This window comes from Haladaptatus paucihalophilus DX253, from assembly GCF_000376445.1.
Lineage (GTDB): Archaea > Halobacteriota > Halobacteria > Halobacteriales > Haladaptataceae > Haladaptatus > Haladaptatus paucihalophilus.
The window spans coordinates 1,329,486-1,347,010 of the sequence record NZ_AQXI01000001.1; the positions used below are offsets into that span (position 1 = coordinate 1,329,486).

General features: G+C 63.7%; 18 protein-coding genes. 7 read left to right on the plus strand and 11 right to left on the minus strand.

The genetic code is table 11. The features are described from left to right. Positions 1-90: 90 nt before the first annotated feature. The 5 genes from B208_RS0107490 to B208_RS0107510 form a co-directional block, all read right to left on the minus strand. A complete protein-coding gene (locus B208_RS0107490; protein ID WP_007983609.1) occupies positions 91-660 on the minus strand; it encodes a hypothetical protein in 570 nt (189 codons plus the stop codon). 234 nt (positions 661-894) lie between these two features. Further along, positions 895-1,155: a lipoyl domain-containing protein gene (locus B208_RS0107495; protein ID WP_007983611.1), complete on the minus strand. Its 261-nt coding sequence runs from the start codon at positions 1,153-1,155 to the stop codon at positions 895-897. Beyond that, positions 1,148-2,161, minus strand: a complete 1,014-nt coding sequence (locus tag B208_RS0107500) for an alpha-ketoacid dehydrogenase subunit beta (protein WP_007983613.1) — start codon at positions 2,159-2,161, stop codon at positions 1,148-1,150. Before B208_RS0107500 ends, B208_RS0107495 begins: the two co-directional genes overlap by 8 nt. Further along, a complete protein-coding gene (locus tag B208_RS0107505; protein WP_007983615.1) occupies positions 2,161-3,156 on the minus strand; it encodes a thiamine pyrophosphate-dependent dehydrogenase E1 component subunit alpha in 996 nt (331 codons plus the stop codon). Before B208_RS0107505 ends, B208_RS0107500 begins: the two co-directional genes overlap by 1 nt. Before the next feature lie 96 nt (positions 3,157-3,252). Further along, positions 3,253-3,588 (minus strand): cupin domain-containing protein, encoded by a 336-nt coding sequence (locus B208_RS0107510; RefSeq protein WP_007983617.1) that lies wholly within the window; start codon positions 3,586-3,588, stop codon positions 3,253-3,255. A gap of 191 nt (positions 3,589-3,779) precedes the next feature. Here B208_RS0107510 and tgtA point away from each other — a divergent pair, with 191 nt between their 5' ends. From tgtA to B208_RS0107525, 3 genes are all read left to right on the plus strand, one after another. Continuing rightward, positions 3,780-5,252 carry a tRNA guanosine(15) transglycosylase TgtA gene (tgtA, locus tag B208_RS0107515; RefSeq protein ID WP_007983619.1) on the plus strand — a complete coding sequence of 491 codons (1,473 nt, stop codon included), beginning with the start codon at positions 3,780-3,782 and terminating at the stop codon, positions 5,250-5,252. A 358-nt stretch (positions 5,253-5,610) separates the two neighbouring features. Beyond that, positions 5,611-7,362: an archaeosine synthase subunit alpha gene (gene arcS, locus B208_RS0107520; RefSeq protein WP_007983620.1), complete on the plus strand. Its 1,752-nt coding sequence runs from the start codon at positions 5,611-5,613 to the stop codon at positions 7,360-7,362. A gap of 84 nt (positions 7,363-7,446) precedes the next feature. Further along, positions 7,447-8,250: a GNAT family N-acetyltransferase gene (locus B208_RS0107525; protein WP_007983623.1), complete on the plus strand. Its 804-nt coding sequence runs from the start codon at positions 7,447-7,449 to the stop codon at positions 8,248-8,250. A 55-nt stretch (positions 8,251-8,305) separates the two neighbouring features. On the opposite strand, the gene B208_RS23780 is transcribed toward B208_RS0107525, so the two are convergent. The 3 genes from B208_RS23780 to B208_RS0107545 form a co-directional block, all read right to left on the minus strand. Beyond that, positions 8,306-8,449 (minus strand): hypothetical protein, encoded by a 144-nt coding sequence (locus tag B208_RS23780; protein WP_154652472.1) that lies wholly within the window; start codon positions 8,447-8,449, stop codon positions 8,306-8,308. Between the two features lie 172 nt (positions 8,450-8,621). Next, positions 8,622-9,692 (minus strand): archaeosine biosynthesis radical SAM protein RaSEA, encoded by a 1,071-nt coding sequence (locus tag B208_RS0107540; protein WP_007983627.1) that lies wholly within the window; start codon positions 9,690-9,692, stop codon positions 8,622-8,624. A 15-nt stretch (positions 9,693-9,707) separates the two neighbouring features. After that, positions 9,708-10,136 (minus strand): VanZ family protein, encoded by a 429-nt coding sequence (locus B208_RS0107545; RefSeq protein ID WP_007983629.1) that lies wholly within the window; start codon positions 10,134-10,136, stop codon positions 9,708-9,710. On the opposite strand from B208_RS0107545, the gene B208_RS24915 reads away from it, so the two are divergent. The 4 genes from B208_RS24915 (at position 10,127) to B208_RS0107560 (ending at position 16,533) form a co-directional block, all read left to right on the plus strand. Further along, complete coding sequence (locus B208_RS24915) at positions 10,127-10,255, plus strand: hypothetical protein (protein WP_269745655.1); 129 nt, start codon at positions 10,127-10,129, stop codon at positions 10,253-10,255. The two genes, B208_RS0107545 and B208_RS24915, sit on opposite strands and share 10 nt — an antisense overlap. Before the next feature lie 301 nt (positions 10,256-10,556). Beyond that, entirely contained in the window at positions 10,557-13,001 is a 2,445-nt protein-coding gene (locus tag B208_RS0107550; RefSeq protein WP_007983631.1) for an outer membrane protein assembly factor BamB family protein, read from the plus strand. A gap of 112 nt (positions 13,002-13,113) precedes the next feature. Continuing rightward, positions 13,114-15,051: an aldehyde ferredoxin oxidoreductase family protein gene (locus B208_RS0107555; RefSeq protein WP_007983633.1), complete on the plus strand. Its 1,938-nt coding sequence runs from the start codon at positions 13,114-13,116 to the stop codon at positions 15,049-15,051. 267 nt (positions 15,052-15,318) lie between these two features. After that, positions 15,319-16,533, plus strand: a complete 1,215-nt coding sequence (locus B208_RS0107560; protein ID WP_018128799.1) for a trans-sulfuration enzyme family protein — start codon at positions 15,319-15,321, stop codon at positions 16,531-16,533. A gap of 43 nt (positions 16,534-16,576) precedes the next feature. Here B208_RS0107560 and B208_RS0107565 read toward each other — a convergent pair whose 3' ends face one another. The 3 genes from B208_RS0107565 to B208_RS0107575 are packed head-to-tail and all read right to left on the minus strand — an operon-like array spanning position 16,577 to position 17,492. Then, a complete protein-coding gene (locus tag B208_RS0107565; protein WP_007983636.1) occupies positions 16,577-16,945 on the minus strand; it encodes a hypothetical protein in 369 nt (122 codons plus the stop codon). A 19-nt stretch (positions 16,946-16,964) separates the two neighbouring features. After that, a complete protein-coding gene (locus B208_RS0107570; protein ID WP_007983638.1) occupies positions 16,965-17,219 on the minus strand; it encodes a hypothetical protein in 255 nt (84 codons plus the stop codon). After that, entirely contained in the window at positions 17,220-17,492 is a 273-nt protein-coding gene (locus tag B208_RS0107575; RefSeq protein WP_007983640.1) for a ubiquitin-like small modifier protein 1, read from the minus strand. It abuts the gene before it with no gap. Positions 17,493-17,525: the final 33 nt, after the last annotated feature.

The window sequence follows — 17,525 nt, forward strand, 5'->3', positions numbered from 1 at the left end:
AAAAAAGGAGTGAACGGAACGTTACTCTCGCACTTTTCCGAGCGTACCGCATCGCTGAAATCGCGTTACTACAGGGTGACTACCCTCGATTCAGCAGTCCTTTCTTTCGTCTCCGTCCGACGTGTCGGTACCGTCCGTTCCGTCGTCGGCGTTGTCATCTCCGGAATCGTTCGGTTGGCCGAGGTCCATCGTCGCGTCCGTATCGCTTTGGACTTCACCGACGAGGTTCCCGTCGTAGTAGACGCTGACCGTCACCGACCCGTCGTCGGTAGTGTTGGTTTCGAGGTAGTTCCCGTCGAAGGTCCCGGATTCACCCTGACTCGTCTCGTACCGTATCGTGAGGTCGGCGACGGAATCCCCGCTGCCGTCGTTGCGGATGGTGAAGGCCGCGAGGTCGTCCTCCTTATCGACGCCCAACGGGACGACGGTAAGGTACACATCACAGTTGCCCGGCACGGTGGCGTTTTCACCGCTATCACAGGTGAACTCCTCCGCTGCGGGGGAGTCGTCCAGCGTAGCTGGACCGTCCGGCGATGCCGAGGTGGTGGTTTCACGATTCGCCTGGAGACCGAACGCGCTCCCGGCGAACGCGGCGGCAATTACGACGGACGATAGCACGAACACGGTCACGACCGCTTTCGTTCGATTCGTTCCTTTCATGGATTGATCTCAGGTATGATTGTCGTTCGCGTTCGGACTCGACCGTCGCATACGGTCGAGCCGTCACGGTAGAATACCTGTCACGACCCCTCATATTAACTAATGGTTAGTTAAAAAGACAATCTCCCCATATCTCAATAAATCCGGGATTTGTCCGAAACGCACCAGAACTCCTCGAGAGACGAAATGCGATGCGCTAAATCGGTCTCACTCCCGGAATCCGATTGCGACGCGTTACGCGGGCCGAATCCGCGCCAGCGCGTCGCCGCGTTCGAACTCCTCGGTTTCGTCCACCAGTCGTTCGACCAGTTCGCCCGTCGCGGGGGCGGGCACGTCCACGCTCACCTTCTCGATTTGAATCTCGGCGATGGTGTCACCCTCCTCGACGTCGCTTCCCTCGCGGACGAACCAGTTGGCGACGATCGCCTCCGTCACGTCCTGTGCGTCCTCGGGCCAGACCGCGGCCGAATCGACGGGAACGAGGTCCTCACTCATCGTTGACGGAGCGGACGGCCTCGATGATGTCGTCGGTCCCGGGGTTGACCTCCTGTTCCAGCGGACGGGCGTACGGAATCGGCGTGTCCGGCATGGTCACGCGTTCGACCGCGGTGAGGTCGGAGAGACCGTTCTCCGCCGCGCGTGCGATGATTTCACCCGAAACGCCGAACGAACGGTAATCCTCGTCCACCACGACGAGTCGGCCGGTCTTCGACACCGACTCGACTATCGTCTCGGTGTCGAGCGGCACCAACGAGCGGAGGTCCACGACCTCCACGTCCACCTCGTCCGCGAGGTCCTCGGCGGCTTCGATGGCGCGGTGAACGTGCAGACCGAGCGTGACGACGGTCACGTCGTCACCCTCTCGCTTCACGTCCGCCTCGCCGAACTCGACCGTGTAGTCCTCGTCGGGGACGGCGGTCTTCGGTCCCTCGGGGGCGGGCATCCAGCCGATTCCCATCAGGCGCTTGTGGAACATGAAGACGACCGGGTCGTCGTCGCGGATGGCGGCGTGCATCAGCCCCTTGGCGTCGTAGGCCGTGGACGGGACGACCACCTTCATGCCCGGCAGATGGGCGAACGTCCCGTAGAGCGTCTGGGAGTGCTGGGCGGCGTCGTTGTACGTGCCGCCGACGGCCGTCATCAACACCATCGGGACGCTGACGCTTCCGCCGCTCATGTAGGTGTTCTTCGCCATCTGGTTGTATATCTGGTCCATGGCGACGCCGAAGAAATCCACGAACATCAGTTCGGCAATCGGGCGCATCCCGGACTGGGCCGCGCCGACCGCCGCACCGAGGAAGGCGGTTTCGCTGATGGGCACGTCCATGATTCGGTCGCGGTCGAACTCGTCGAGAAGCCCCTGCGTGCTGTCGAAGATGCCGCCGTAATCGGCGATGTCCTCGCCCATGACGAACACGTCGTCGCTCTCGCGCATCTCGTGTGCGATGGCGTCCACCATGGCGCGACTCATCGTCAGTTCCTTGCCGTCCGACGCCGCCATCACTCACCACCTCGCAGGGTTTCCGCGTAGCCGTCCGGCGGATTCGTGAACACGTCCTCGTAGGCCTCCTCGGGATCCGGTTCGGGTTGCTCTTTGGCCCACTCGATGGCGTCCTCGACGCGCTCTTTCGCACGCGAACGAATCTCCTCGATGGTCCCCTCGTCCGCGCCCGTCGCGCGAAGGTCGGCCTCGAGTCGGTCGATGGAATCGAGGTGCTGTGCCCGTTCGGTGTCCGTGTCCGGGCGGTAGGCCTCGGCGTCTCCCATGAAGTGTCCCATTCGGCGGTGGACCTGCACTTCCAACAGGGTTGGCCCGTTGCCGTCGCGGGCGCGGCCGACCGCTTCGCCGGCCGCCTCGTAGACGGCCGTCGCGTCGTCGTGGTCCACGCGGTGGCCCGGCATGTCGAACCCGTCCGCGCGCTGGGCACCGTTTTCAACGTCCGTCACCCGCCCTTTGGGCATGCTGATGGCCCAGTCGTTGTCCTCGACGACGAAGATGACCGGCAAGTCGTGAACGCTGGCGAGGTTCAGCGATTCGAGGAAACCGCCTTGGTCGATGGCCCCTTCCCCGAGGAACGCGACGGCCACGCTGTCCTCGTTTCGCTTCTTCGACGCGAGCGCGGCACCGACCGCGGGCGGACAGCCCTCGGCGATGATGCCGCTCGCCGAAAAGTTCACGTCGGGGTCGAACAGATGCATGTGTCCGCCCTTCCCCTTACAGAGGCCCGTCTCCCGGCCGAATATCTCGGCGGTCATCCGCTTCAAGTCCACGCCCTTGGCGATGGCGACGTGATGCGGACGGTGCGGTCCCGTCACCGTATCGTCGTCGCGGAGGTGCTGGCAGACGCCAGCGCCCGATGCCTCGTGCCCCGCGGCGAGGTGCAACTCGCCCGGTATCGGCCCGGCGGAGATGTCGAACGCCGGTTGTTTCCCCTCCAGATACTCCTCCTGTAATCGCTCCTCGTAGTGACGCGCCGTCACCATGTTTTCCAGCATCTCCTCCAATTCGGTAACTCCTATCATGGCACACTACCGCAGGTGCCTACAACCATCACGATAATAAGTTTCAGTTACGCTGCGGTGCGAACCGTCTCACTTCCACGGCACGTCGAGCCGCGGCGGACTGAACACGTCGATGCCCCGAACCGGAACGTCAGTCCTGTTCTCCGCCGCGTGCGGTTCGTCGCCCGGAATCGCATAGGAGTCCCCCTCCTCGATGACGAACTCCTCGCCGTCGACGATGAACGTCAGCGCGCTCCCGTAGATGAATCCGGTCTGCTCGTGTTCGTGGCTGTGCTCCGGCACGGTCGCGCCGGGTTCGATGTGGAAGTGCTGGATACTCATCCGTTCTCCGGCGGCCAGTTGCGCGAGGTACACGCCGTCAGTCACTTCCGTCGCTTCACGGTCCGATAAGGCAATCGAGTCCATGCGACGTACTCGCATTCGACCCTCCTAAATCCCCGGGCGAGGGTTTAAATACGAGACGGCGGCCAACGGCGGTACGATGGCGCTCCAACCCGGTTCGTCGCTGACCGACCGCTCAAACCGAGACCGTTTCCGTCGCATCCGAGAATCCGAGAGCGGAATTCTTACACCGACACCGCGGCTACGCGGCGGTAATGGAACGAGACAACTTCGAAATCCGCGACCAAGACGGGGCGGGGCGAATCGGGGAACTCACCGTCCCGCGCGCGGGTGTGACGGTCGAGACGCCCGCGCTCCTGCCGGTCGTCAACCCGCACATGCAGACGGTCGAGCCGTCCCGCCTCGAAAGCGAGTTCGGCGCGGACATCCTCATCACCAACTCCTACATCCTCTACAAGAGCGAGGACTTCCGCGACGAAGCGCTCGACGTCGGCCTGCACGAACTCCTCGACTTCGACGGGGCCATCATGACCGACTCCGGGTCGTTCCAACTGGCCGAGTACGGCGAAATCACCGTAACGACCGAGGAAATCCTCCGGTTCCAACACGATATCGGGTCGGACATCGGGACGCCCGTTGACATCCCGACGCCCCCGGACGTGGACCGCGAGCAGGCCGAGGAGGAACTGGCGACGACGCAGGAACGCCTCGAATTCGCCGAAACCGTCGATGTCGGCGACATGCTCGTCAACGCGCCGGTGCAGGGGTCGACGTATCCCGACCTCCGCGAGGAGGCGGGCCGCCACGCGGAAGACACGTCGCTCGACGTGTTCCCCGTCGGCGCGGTCGTCCCGCTGATGAACGAATACCGGTACGGCGACATGGTGGACGTCGTGGCGGGTGCGAAACGCGGACTGGGCGCGGACGCGCCGGTGCACCTGTTCGGCGCGGGCCACCCGATGATGTTCGCGCTTGCGGTCGCCATGGGCTGTGACCTGTTCGACTCCGCGGCGTACGCGCTGTACGCCCGCGACGGCCGCTACCTGACGGTTCGCGGCACGGAGCAGTTGGACGACCTCGATTACTTCCCCTGTTCGTGTCCAATCTGTGCGAACCACACGCCCGAGGAAATCCGCGAGGAGGGCGAGCGGGAGCGGGAGCGACTGCTGGCGGAGCACAACCTCCACGTCACGTTCGAGGAGATACGAACCATCAAGCAGGCGATTCGGACGGGCAACCTGTTCGAACTGGTCGAGAACCGCGCCCGCGCCCATCCCGCGATGCTCGACGGCTATCGCGCGCTCGGCGACCACGCCGCACAGCTCGAACGCACCGACCCGGCCTCGAAGGGCGCGTTCTTCTACCTCTCGGGCGAGAGCGCCGCACGCCCCGAGGTCGTCCGCCACCACCAGCGCCTCTCGCGGTTGAATCCCGAAGGAAAGGTGCTCCTGACGGAGGGGAACCCGAGCAGTCGCTACGACGAATCGTGGAACGTCGTGCCGCCGTTCGGTCCGTTCCCGCGCGCGCTCTCGGAGACGTATCCGCTCACGGCCGAAATCCCGGACCGAATGGACGCTGCGGGATACGAATCGGCGGCCCGCGGCGTGGCGCGGTTGGTCGACGAGAACCCGGAAACCGACTTCACGCTCGCACACGAGGGGTGGCCCGAATCGGCGCTCACGCTCGTTCCCGACGCGGTTCGAACCGTGGACCTCACGACCGTCTGAGGGTGGGCGGCGCCGGTGTCGTTACACGACGGTATATATTCCATTAATTCGAAAGCGAAACGATTGGGGGAGACCACGCCGTTTCTTCGACGTGCCGGGACGGTGTGTTCCGGTATTGGACGAATCTATCGGCTGTGCCACGGACTCGCTGTGGAGGGCGTGTGCGGTTCACCGTGGCACCGTGTTGGCCCACCCGAGTCGATAACGGCGTCAACTCACCCGGACTCGACGGCCGCACGACTCTTCTCTCGGATGACTGCTGTCCGGTCCCCGTCGCCGGTCGAACCGCGGACGACGCGGAAGGCGGCACTCACGGTGTTACGCAAGATAGTTCAATCCGCTTCCCCGAACAACGGGTATGACTGACTATTTCGAGATTCACGGCCGCGATGGGGCGGCCCGAATCGGGGAACTCCGGCTTTCGGAGTCCCTGACGACGCCCGCGCTGGCGGACGACGTGATTTCGGATGCCGGGAGTCTCTGGTTCAAGGACCGCGACCTGCCTGAGGGTGACGAGTCGAAACTGACCGTCCTGCCCCACCGGTCGTTCCCGAGCGGGACCGACGAGGAAGTGATGGAGTCGTTCGCGGTGGACTACCCGGACGTGGACTATCCGAGCGCCGCCGTCGTCGCGCCGGAGACGGCGGACGACTACGGAGCGGACGCCTACGTCCTCTCTGGTGCGCGCGGCGTCGTGGGGCACGGGGCCGGGTTCAAGGACGCCATCATCGACACCCGCGAAGCGATTCCCGCCGACAGCGCGCTCGTGCTGTCGGGGGTCGCCACGCCGGAGAACGTCGCCACGCTGGTGTACGCCGGGGTGGACCTCGTGGACTCGGATTTGGCGGTCGTCAAGGGAACCCAAGGGAAGTACCTGACGACGGAAGGGCAACACTACTTGGACGACCTCCACGAACTGCCGTGTTCCTGCCCGGCCTGCCAGCGCCCGGTCGACGAGTTCACGCGCGAACACTGCGTCGAACACAACGTCAACGCGCTCCGGGCCGAGTTGGGCATCGTCCGCGAGCGAATCCGCTCGGGGCGACTCCGCGATTACATCGAGGGACAGGCCCGCCACGAGCAGTGGCTAACGGCCGCCTTCCGGGAGTTCGACCAGCAGTGGAGTTACGTCGAGGAGCGAACGCCCGTCATCCGGAACGCGGAACTCGCCGCCGCGACCGAAGACAGCCTTCGCCGCGTGGAGATTCAGCGCTTCGCCGACCGCGTGACGACGCGCTATCGGAATCGGTTCGACCGCCCGCTGGTACTCCTGCCGTGTTCGGCGAAAAAGCCCTACAGCGAATCCCAGAGTCACGGCCAGTACCACGACGCCATCCAGTTCCGCGCGCACAAGGTGTCGATGACGAGTCCCATCGGCGTCGTCCCGCAGGAACTCGAACTGACCTACCCCGCACAGCACTACGATTCCGTGGTTACCGGCCGCTGGAGCGAGGACGAAAAGGAGTTCGTGGCGGAGGTCCTCCGGCGCTATCTGGAGCGAAACGAATACCCGAGAATCATCGCCCACGTGCCCGAGGAGGGGTACCGCGACGTGTGCGAGCGAGTCGAGGAGGCGCTCGACGTGGAGTTCGAGTACACCGTCGAGGACCACCCGACGACGACGGAATCGCTCGGCAATCTCGCCAGCACGCTCACGGGCGAGTCGAAGTACGGCAAGCGCGACCGCCAGCACAACACCGTCCGGGCGATGGCGGACTACCAGTTCGGCGACGGCGCTGGCGACGCGCTCTTTTCCGAACTCAACATCCAGAGTCGCTATCCGAAACTCAGAGTGCACGACGACGACGGCGAACAACTCGCGGCGATGGTTCCCCAGTACGGTACCCTCTCGTTCACGCTCGCGGGTGCCCGCCGATGGGTCGAGAGCGACGCGCCGGTAAAGCGGGTCGAAATCGACGCGTTCGCGCCTCACGGGAGCGTCCTCGCGCCCGGGGTGGTGGACGCCGACGACGACATCCGCCCCGGCGACGAGGTGGTCATCGAAGGCCCGAAGGCGTTCGCCATCGGCCGCGCCGAGATGAGCGGCCCGGAGATGGCCGAATCCACCCGCGGCATCGCCACCGAAGTGCGGCACGTCGAAGAAAAATAGATTTATTCGTTCGCGAGTTTATAATCCGAGGTGCGCTTTTTTAGGCGATAAATAATAAATCCCTTCGGAGTGGTACCCACACCTATGGGAGCACCCGCTGACCTCGAGTTCGAGGACACGATTCAGCAACGCATCTACCACCACGTCGAGCGGAGCGGTTCGGCCACCGTCGAAGAGGTCCGCGACGAGGTTCGCATCGACTCGCGGTCCGGGTCGAAACCGGCCCGGTCGGGAACGACGGAGCCGCGGGTTCGGATTCCACCGGAGGAGTTCCACGAGACGGTGGCCGACCTCGTGGACGCCGGTCTGCTCGTCCGAGACGAGGGCGAACTCCACCTCGCGCTGGACGAAGAGGTCGAGACGTACGAGGAAGAGGACCTCTCGTATCGCATCCGGCAGGCGCGGCAGTCCGACTGGAGCGGCATCGAGACGGCGATTCGGGAGGTCGCCGACGAGGGGGCGTCGATTTCCGCCCAGCGCGTCGCCGCCGACATCAGCGACGAGGGAGCGCTCTTGCGCCGCAACGACCGCCGCTCGCGGATGTTCTACGTCGCCACCGTTGAGGGCGGCGAAAACGACGGCGAGGTCGCCGGATGGGTCCACCTCGACGCGCCGGAACTCGACCAACTGCGCCATACCGCCGAGTTGACCGTCGGCGTGCGCGGCCCCTTCCGCGAACACGGCATCGGCGGACGGCTACTGGAACGCGCGATGGACTGGGCGCGCGACGCGGGCTACACGAAGGTCTATCAGAGCCTTCCAGCAACGAACGAGACCGCAATCGAGCTGCTGCAGGAGTACGGGTGGGAAACCGAGGCCACCCGCGCGGACCACTATCTCGTCGGCGACGAGTTCGTCGACGAGGTGATGATGGCGCGGAAGCTCTGAGCTGAACGTTTCGAAAAATTCTCGTCCCGTCGAGACTCGACGCGCCCGGTAACTGCTACTTCCGTCGCTGGCGTGCGAGGAGTCGCCACGCGACGGACACCAGCAGTCCCCCCACGAAGAGCAGGACCAGCGGCCAGAGGATGACCGGTCCGGCGTACATTAGCGCCGTACCTCTGTCGGTGAGTCCGTGGCGATCCACTGTGCCGTCCGCTCCGGATGCCGGATCTCTATCCAGCCGTTCGAACAGAACACCGTTTCGTACGTCCCACCTGTGTTCGTCATTCCTTCGGGCCGCTGCCCTCCCCCCGAGAGACGACTCGGGTGGTACGTACTTTGTTATCCACGCCGTAGCCCCGATAAGGTCGGCCTGACTACCGCGCCAGCGGGAGGCTATAGCTCGTTTCGCGCTCCATGACGGCCTCCCACGTGTGCTCACACTCACAGGAGACCTCCGAGAAGACGGAGGGGTCCTGGCGAAGGTCGAAGTCCTTGATCGCCTTCTGTACGAGGTCGTCGCACTCGCCGCAGTTGTGCGCGCCGCGGTCGCTGCCGTGGCCAACGGGGTCGGAGACGACGATGGCAGGGACGTCCGCCGTGTCCTCCAGAACGTCACAGACGCTCCAGAGCCACGGCGGACGGTAGCCGTCGCGGAAGTACAACTCGTCGACCATGGTGTAGCGCTGGACGTTGGTCGGGTTCATCGAGACGGTGTGGGCGTACTCGGCGCACTTTCGGATGGACTCCTTCATGTCCTGTACCGCCTCGGCTTCGGAGAGGAACAGCGGTTTCATCAGCAGATACGCCTTGATGCCAGCGCCGACGGATTCGGCGTTCTCGCTGGCCTGAATGAAGTCGTCGAAGTCGAAGTACTTGTTCACGCTGTCGTGGCGCACGCGGTCGTTCGCCGTCTCCAGTCCGATGGCAACGTCGGTTTCGAGGCCGACGTCGCGGAAGTCGCGCAGTTTCTCGGGGGTGACGAAATCCGGCAGGCTCTCGACGACGATGCGGTCGCGGTCGGAAAACGTCTCGGCGATGGCCTCGCGCGTCTCCGCGCCGACCTCGCGCTCGTCCAAGAACGACCCCGAGGTGTAGATTTTGATGAGACCGCTCTTCTCGTCGGCTCCCTCGCGTTCGTGGTCCAGACAGACCTCGATTTGGTCCATCAGGGCGTCGTGGGGGACGCTTCCGCCTTCGACGGATTCGGCGACGTAGCCGCACATCGTACAGCCACCGGCGCGCGCCCAGCGACAGCCGCCGGTGTTGAGGATGATGGTGAGACTCTGGTAGACGCCATCGGGCGTGTTGTCCTCGTCCAGCCACACCCGCGTCGGTTCGTGCGGGTCGTAGTGTTTCTCCTTCCGGGCGCGAATATCGCGCATCACGGAGTTGTGGGCGTCCATACCCTTGCCCCGCTCGTAGCTCTCGGGAGTCGGCGTACTCATTGTCGGAGAGAACGGTTACGAGCGTAAATCGGCTTCGTCTCGGCGTGCGACGAGCCACCACCCGACCGCGCCAATCACCGCCCCGACCGTATCCGCGCCGACGTCCATGGCCGACGTGTGGCGGAGAGGCACCGCCAGTTGTGCGAACTCCATGGCGATGCCGAAACCGACCGCACCGACGACCGCGAGGAGAACCGCGCGTCCGTACCGGTCGGAACGGCCGTCGAGGTGATTTCTCACCCCCACGGCGGCGGCGATGGAGACGGCGAGGACGGCGTATCCCGCCGCGTGAAACCACTTGTCCCGACCGAAGAGGGAGAGCGGTCCCAACCGCTCAACGCCGACGTCGGGCGACGCGAACACGGAGAAATAACAGATGACGGCCGCCACGAGGACGGCGACGAGCCAGCGTCGCGTGGGCGTTCGGGCGCGAGATGAAGACATCGGCCCGACGATTGGGGACAACCGGGCTAAAACGCGGTGATTTAGACCCGGCGTACGCCGGGAGTTCGGACCGGTCCAACGGCGACTACGGGTTCGTCTACTCCTTCGACCGCGAGTAGCCGTATTCCGCGTCCGAACCCATATGTTATCAGATATTTATCCAGTTGCTATTGGTTCAGAAAATTTGTCAGATATCTCGGATCGGTGTTTGATCGTGAGAGGTTTCGGTGAAAAATACAGTTTGTGCGAACGAAGCGCTGCATTTCTTCGTCGGGTGGTTATTACATTTTCTAGACATGACATCCACCGATAGGGAGAGTCCATCCTGTCTGGAATCCCACGGGTGAAACGACGTGAAATGGACGAAAAGACGATTAGCGACCTGATAGCAAATACGTCTCTCTCGAATGAATAATCCGCATGTCAAAGGATACACGTCGCACGTTCCTGAAGACGGTCGGCCTCGCAGCCGGTGTCGCCGGTGTTGCGGGAGCAACGGCCACAGACACGCCCGGTACGATGACGAAGCAATCCTCCCAAGCCGCGGATACCGAGACCAACGCTTCGACGGAGTTGCATTCGTCGGACTGGGCGACGTTCCAGTTCGATGCCCGGAACACGGGGTACAATCCCGATGCACGTGAAGTTGGGGAGACGCCGTGGATCGAGTGGAGCGAATCCCTGTCCGACGAACTCGCAAGCGAGATTTCGACCCCTACCATCGTCGATGGCGTCGCTTATTTGGCGTCAGAGTACGGACGGGCCGCCGCCTTCGATTTGGAGGAGCGGGAGTTTCTATGGCAAAACGAGTACACGGACCGGTCTACCCACACGGACGAAGCACCGACCGTCGCCGACGGAACGATGTATATCAGCTACGGATGGCAGGTGTTCGCGCTCGACACCGAAACCGGCGAGTTGGTGTGGACATTCGAGAATCCCGAGACCGGTTCGCCCGCGAACGGCTGTGATGCGCCGAAACTCGGTGCGTCCTCGACGACCGTAAGCGACGGTACCGTTTTCCTGAAGATGCGGATCGAAACGCAAGCCTACGGGTTCGCCCTCTCAGCAGACACCGGAGAACTCCAGTGGAGCGTCGAGATGTCCGGCGGAGACGTCGAGTACGCCGCCAACTACGGCGGGCAGATGGACACCGCGGACCACGTTCCTGCAGTCGGCGACGGCGGCGTCTACTTCACGGAGGGTGGCACCGTCTACGCGTTCGATGTGGTAGATGGGACGCTGCTGTGGAACGCACCGGTGCATGTCGGTTCCGACGTGTATGGCCCGGAACCGAACGCACCAGCGGTCGTCGATGGCACCGTTTACGTCACGATGAACTATCGTGACGACAGCGGGAGCAATCCCGACCGACGGACGTTCGTGACAGCCCTCTCCGCCGACGATGGGGGGACACGATGGCAACACGAACTGGCGGGCGATATTCATCTCACCTCACCGGTGGTCGCCGACGAGACCGTCTATGTGGGCGAGACTCAAACAGTCTGGGCGCTCGCTGCAGACGACGGAAGCGTCCGCTGGAAGGGGAGCGAAACCGACGAGTTCCGGTACACCACCGTCGCCGAACTATCGGTCAGCGGGTCCACCGTCTACTATCCGCGTGAAGTCGATGACGAAGACTCACAGGAAATCGCCGCGTTCGACACCGGAGATGGCTCTCTGAAGTGGCAGGTTCCGCTTCGCGCGTCCGTGAACGCGCCGACGGGGTGTGCGCTCGTCGGGGAGACCGTCTACGTCGTGGACGATATCGGTGTCCTGTACGCTATCAGCGGACCGACGGAGACCACCAACTGGCGACGAACCCTCGACTTCGGAAGCAGCGAGTCGTTCAGAACGGCCAGCGCCGACGACACGTCCGTTTACGCCGCCACGAACAGCACGCTCCGAGCGTTCGACCGAGAAAAGGGAACCGAACGATGGAGTATTTCGCTGGGTGAGAACGAGAACGACACGTTCCGACACGTCTGGACGACCGTAGTGGACGGGACGGTTTACTGTTCGCTCGGCGGGGACGGCGGCAGTAGCTACAACTTCGTCTACGCCATCGACGACGCGACAGGGACGACGCGGTGGCACGAGAAGGCCCCGGAGGGAACCGGGAGGCCAGTCGTCGTGGATGGCGTCGTCTACGTCGGCACCGAGAGTTCCCTTTACGGCAGTGCGTACGTGACCGCATACGACGCGGGCGACGGGTCGATACGTTGGAGCAGCGAATTCGATTCGGACGACCCCTCGATATCGGTCGAAATGACCGGTCCCGTCGCCGTACAGGACGAGACGGTGTACGCCGCCACCACCGAAGGGACGTACGCACTCGATGCAACGGACGGCAGCGAAAAGTGGACCGACGACCGGGACGCGGAGGCGGTAGCCGCTAACGACGAAACCGTATTCATCGTCGGTGGCGGTTCCGTTAGGGATAGGAACGTCGTCGCACTCGACCCGGCGGACGGAACCGAGAACTGGTCCTCCAATCACGACGGGGAGACCTTGACGCTCGCCGACGATACGCTGTACGTCGTCTCGGGGGGTCCCAGCGACGCGCAGAAACTGTTCGCGCTGGACACCGCCGATGGAAGCGAACGCTGGACGTTCGATACGAAGTATACCTACCCGACGTACGGCTACGACTACCAGGCCACGCTAACGGAACCAACCGTCGAAGACGGGACGGTCTACATCGCAAGCGACGACCGTCGGGTGTATGCTCTCGATGCGGACGATGGCGACACGCTCCAGCGGTTCGAACTGTTCGGAGACGCACGCGACACACCCGCCCTCCACGACGATACAGTTTACACCGTTGACGAAAACCGAGTGTACTCGTTCGACATCGAAGAGTAGCCAAGCGGTCCAAACACCTCGCCCGCCCACCCTACGACGTAACCATTTTCGATTACTCTAGACTGATAACGACTAACATGATAGCGCCCCTATATAATCACTAGACGTTACCATGACCGAACTAGGCGGATTCCAAGACCACGTTGCCCGCGTGGACCTTTCGGACGGGTCGGTGGACTACGAAAGCGTCGACGACGAGGACGCGAAGAAGTACATCGGCGCGCGTGGACTGGGTGTAAAGTACGTGTTCGACCAAGGCCCGGACGTGGACCCGCTCGGTCCGGACAACCTCCTGGCGTTCATGAACGGTCCGCTCACGGGGACGCAAGTCGTGATGAGCGGTCGCATCGCGGTGTGTACGAAGTCGCCGCTGACCAACACCGTCACGGACTCGCACCACGGCGGCTGGTCGGGAGCGCGACTGAAGTGGGCCGGATTCGACGGCCTGCTGTTCGAAGGACAGTCCGAGGACCCGGTGTACGCGGTCGTCGAGGACGGCGAAATCGAACTTCGTGACGCCTCCCACCTCTGGGGCAAGACCGTCCACGAGACGCGCGACACCTTGGAAGAGGAGGTCGAAGGGTCGTACGGCAAGAACCTCTCGATGATGGCCATCGGACCGGGCGGCGAGAACACCGTTCGGTACGCCTGCATCATGAACGAGGACGACCGCGCGTCCGGTCGCGGCGGGACCGGCGCTGTCATGGGTTCGAAGGGTCTCAAGGCAATCGTCATCAAATCCACGACGAAGATGCCGAAACCGGCGGACCAAGAGACGTTCCAGAAGGGCCACCAGCAGGCCATGCAGGTCATTCAGGAGTCCGACGTGACCGCCCCGAACGAGGGCGGCCTGTCGCTGTACGGGACGAACGTCCTGATGAACCTCACCGAAGAGATGGACGGCCTTCCGACCCGGAACGGGAAGTTCACCAGCACGCACAGCGAGGGCGAGGAGAACCCCGAGGGACGACAGATAGACTCCGAAAACGTCTCCGGCGAGAACGTCCGCGAGAACATTCTCGTGGACGAACCCACCTGTCACTCCTGCCCGGTCGCCTGCAAGAAGGAAGTCGAAGTGCAGGTCCACCACAAGGGCGAGGACATGAACGTTCGGATGGAGTCCTACGAGTACGAATCCGCGTGGGCGCTCGGTCCGAACTCGATGAACGACGACCGCGACAAAATCGCGGCGATGATAGACCGCTGTAACGCGATGGGCATCGACACCATCGACGCTGGCAACACCATGGCGATGGCGATGGAGGCCACCGAGAAGGGCTATCTGGACGAAGGCCTCGACTGGGGCGACGCCGACACCATGATAGACATGATAGAGCGCATCGCCCAGCGCGAGGAGGGTGACGACCTCGCGGACCTGCTCGCCAAGGGCGCGGGCCGCGCGGCGTCCGAACTCGGCGACCCCGAGATGTCGCTCGACGTGAAGGGCCAGACGATGGCCGCCTACGACCCGCGGAGCATGAAGGGGATGGCCATCGGCTACGCGACGAGCAACCGCGGTGCCTGCCACCTGCGCGGCTACACTCCCGCCGCGGAAATCCTCGGCATCCCGGAGAAGGCCGAGCCGACCGAGTGGAAGGGCAAGGGCGAACTCTGTGCCACCTTCCAGGACCTCCACGCCATCAGCGACTCCTTCGACATCTGCAAGTTCAACGCCTTCGCGGAAGGTATCGAGGAGTACGTCCTCCAGTACAACGGCATGACCGGCCTCGACGTGACCGAGGACGACCTGCTGGAAGCCGGTGAGCGCGTCTACAACCTCGAACGCTACTACAACAACCTCGTCGGCTTCGACGGCGACGACGACTCGCTCCCGGCCCGGTTCGTGAAGGGCCACCCGGACGCCATCCCCGGCAAGGGCGGCTCCGAGGGCTCGCTCGCCGAACTGGACGAGATGAAAGAGGAGTACTACGAGGTTCGCGGCTGGGAGGACGGCGTGGTCCCCGACGAGAAGCTCGAAGAACTCGGCATCGACGTCGGCCCCGGAACCGGCGTCAGTCGCGGCGGCGCGGCCGCTTCGGGCGACGACTAAGGTCCACCTTTCATTTTCGTCGGCGGGGGTTCCGGGAACGGGCCGGACGCTCTCTTTCGAGTCTCTCTTTCTCCACCTCGACCACCGCGCGCGAGAAAATTCGGGGGCGAAACCCCGACGATTCGGCCTGAGTTTAGCCGAAACACGTCGGCAATATTTCACCACTATGTTTCACGATAATTCACAGGGAACGGCGATTCTCGCGGCGCATGGCAACATCTACCGCATCGAAAGCTACTAAGTCTGGTCGTCGAACGTGACGGTGGCATGACTGACCGGTCTTCCGACTCTCCGAAATTCGAAACGATGGCGGTGACGCACGCCGAACAACCGCCCCACCACGAGCGAGCAGGCGACGTGACGATGCCCATCCACCTCGCATCGACCTACGAAGCTGGCGGCATCGACCCGGACGTCGGGCTGGAGGATTTGGACCCCGACGAGAACCAGTATCTCTACTCGCGGCTCGCCAACCCGACCCGCCACGCGCTGGAACAGCGCATCGCGGCGCTCGAAGGCGGCGACTACGGCATGGCCTTCGCCTCCGGCACGTCCGCCATCGTCGCCACGATTACGGCGTCCGTCACCCCCGGCGACCACGTCGTCGCGTTCGACGACCTCTACGGCGGAACGAAGACGATGCTCAAGGACCTGTTCCGAGAGCGCCTCGACGTTGCCGTCGACTTCGTGGACGCCCGCGACACCGACGCCGTGTCCGACGCCGTGCGCGACGAAACCGCACTCATCTGGATGGAGACGCCGACGAACCCGCTCCTCCGACTCTGTGACATCGAAGCCATCGCTTCGGTCGCCGAGTCGGTCGATGCGACCCTCGGCGTGGACAACACCTTCCTTTCGCCGTACTTCCAGCACCCGCTCGAACTCGGTGCCGACGTCGTCGTCCACAGCACGACGAAGTACCTGAACGGCCACAGCGACTCCATCGGCGGCGCCGTCGTCACCGACGACGCCGACCTCGCCGACGAAATCGGCTTCCTCCAGCAGGTCGGAATGGGTAACATGCTCGCGCCCTTCGACGCCTTCTTGACCCTCCGCGGGTTGAAGACGCTCCCGCTCCGCATGCGTCAGCACGAATCCAACGCCGCCGAAATCGCCGCCTATCTGGACGAACACGAGAAGGTTTCGACCGTCTACTACCCCGGACTCGAATCCCATCCGCAGTACGACCTCGCCCAGCGACAGATGGAGGGTGCCGGTGGCGTCCTCTCGTTCGAACTCGACGGCGACTTGCCCGACGTGGAACGCTTCGTCGCCGAGCTGAACGAGTTCCCGTTGGCCGTCAGCCTCGGCGGCGTGGAGTCGCTCATCGAACACCCGGCGAGCATGACCCACGCGCCGCTGACGCCCGAGGAGCGCGCCGAAATCGGTATCTCGGATTCGCTGCTCCGCGTCTCGGTCGGCGTCGAACACCCGAAGGACCTCATCGCCGACTTGGAGTCCGCGTTCGACGCGATAGAATAGGATGGAAGGACCTCGAAACGGTATTTTTCGGGGACCGGCCGCGCTAGTCCGCCGTGCCGACGAGCACCGCGTCCCGAATCTCCAGCGCGTTCTCGAACTCCTCCGTCCGACCTTCGTCCCGTCCGATTCGTCGAAACTGCTCCTCGTGTGCCCGTCGAACCGCGTCCCGCTCGCGGCGTTCGAAGCCGAGGCGGTCGCCGACCGTCTTCCAGTGACCCGTCTCCACGAGGAAGACGCTCCGCTCGGGCGTTTCGTGAATCCGCTCGTACTCCCGTCGATAGTCGTCGATTCGCGGTCCGAGGTCGGCCTGCACTACGGGGAGGAGTTCCGAGAGACGTTCGAGCGGCACGCTGGCTTTGGCACCCGCAAGTACGACGATTTGCCCGTCGATGGGATGGGCGTCGGGAGTCATGGGTCGTCTTCCTCCGGTGCTATCCGCCCGCCCGCATCGCTTTCTGTGAAAACTTCGGGACGACGGAATCGAGGGACTCCTCGTCGCCCTCGAAGGCGATGGTCACCTCGGTCAACTCCACCGTCGGGCCGATGCTCACCGTCTCCGAGGAGAGCGAGGCCTCCCACTCCTCGGCGACGACTGTCCCGTCGTCACGTACCTCCCCGCCGAGGTTTTCGAGGTACTTCCGCGCGAGTCGTTCACTGATTCCACGGAAGGACTTCTCGCGTCGCATCTATCCACCTGCAACCGGCGGGAAGATGCTCAGCCTGTCGCCGTCCGAGAGGGAGGTCTCTCGACCGTCGATGTGCACGACGTCCTTTCCGTTTCGCATGATGGAGAGCTGTGGTCTGAGGTCGCCGTCCTCGAAGAAATCGAGGTCGTGGTACTCCTCGGTCAGCGATTCGAGCACCTCGCCGACCGTCGTATCGTCCTCGTACTCCCGTTCCAGCGTCTTCTGTCCGACCGCCTCGCGGAAGTTCGCGAAGAACCGAAGGGTGAGTTCCATATCGGACAATGACCCGCGGCGACCATAAACGTC

Bases quoted from the DNA above. Each gene is read 5' to 3' on its own strand.
- B208_RS0107490 (WP_007983609.1), bottom strand. From the start codon at position 660: ATGAAAGGAACGAATCGAACGAAAGCGGTCGTGACCGTGTTCGTGCTA.
- B208_RS0107495 (WP_007983611.1), bottom strand. From the start codon at position 1,155: ATGAGTGAGGACCTCGTTCCCGTCGATTCGGCCGCGGTCTGGCCCGAG.
- B208_RS0107500 (WP_007983613.1), bottom strand. From the start codon at position 2,161: ATGGCGGCGTCGGACGGCAAGGAACTGACGATGAGTCGCGCCATGGTG.
- B208_RS0107505 (WP_007983615.1), bottom strand. From the start codon at position 3,156: ATGCTGGAAAACATGGTGACGGCGCGTCACTACGAGGAGCGATTACAG.
- B208_RS0107510 (WP_007983617.1), bottom strand. From the start codon at position 3,588: ATGGACTCGATTGCCTTATCGGACCGTGAAGCGACGGAAGTGACTGAC.
- tgtA (WP_007983619.1), top strand. From the start codon at position 3,780: ATGGAACGAGACAACTTCGAAATCCGCGACCAAGACGGGGCGGGGCGA.
- arcS (WP_007983620.1), top strand. From the start codon at position 5,611: ATGACTGACTATTTCGAGATTCACGGCCGCGATGGGGCGGCCCGAATC.
- B208_RS0107525 (WP_007983623.1), top strand. From the start codon at position 7,447: ATGGGAGCACCCGCTGACCTCGAGTTCGAGGACACGATTCAGCAACGC.
- B208_RS0107540 (WP_007983627.1), bottom strand. From the start codon at position 9,692: ATGAGTACGCCGACTCCCGAGAGCTACGAGCGGGGCAAGGGTATGGAC.
- B208_RS24915 (WP_269745655.1), top strand. From the start codon at position 10,127: ATGAAGACATCGGCCCGACGATTGGGGACAACCGGGCTAAAACGCGGT.
- B208_RS0107545 (WP_007983629.1), bottom strand. From the start codon at position 10,136: ATGTCTTCATCTCGCGCCCGAACGCCCACGCGACGCTGGCTCGTCGCC.
- B208_RS0107550 (WP_007983631.1), top strand. From the start codon at position 10,557: ATGTCAAAGGATACACGTCGCACGTTCCTGAAGACGGTCGGCCTCGCA.
- B208_RS0107555 (WP_007983633.1), top strand. From the start codon at position 13,114: ATGACCGAACTAGGCGGATTCCAAGACCACGTTGCCCGCGTGGACCTT.
- B208_RS0107560 (WP_018128799.1), top strand. From the start codon at position 15,319: ATGACTGACCGGTCTTCCGACTCTCCGAAATTCGAAACGATGGCGGTG.
- B208_RS0107565 (WP_007983636.1), bottom strand. From the start codon at position 16,945: ATGACTCCCGACGCCCATCCCATCGACGGGCAAATCGTCGTACTTGCG.
- B208_RS0107570 (WP_007983638.1), bottom strand. From the start codon at position 17,219: ATGCGACGCGAGAAGTCCTTCCGTGGAATCAGTGAACGACTCGCGCGG.
- B208_RS0107575 (WP_007983640.1), bottom strand. From the start codon at position 17,492: ATGGAACTCACCCTTCGGTTCTTCGCGAACTTCCGCGAGGCGGTCGGA.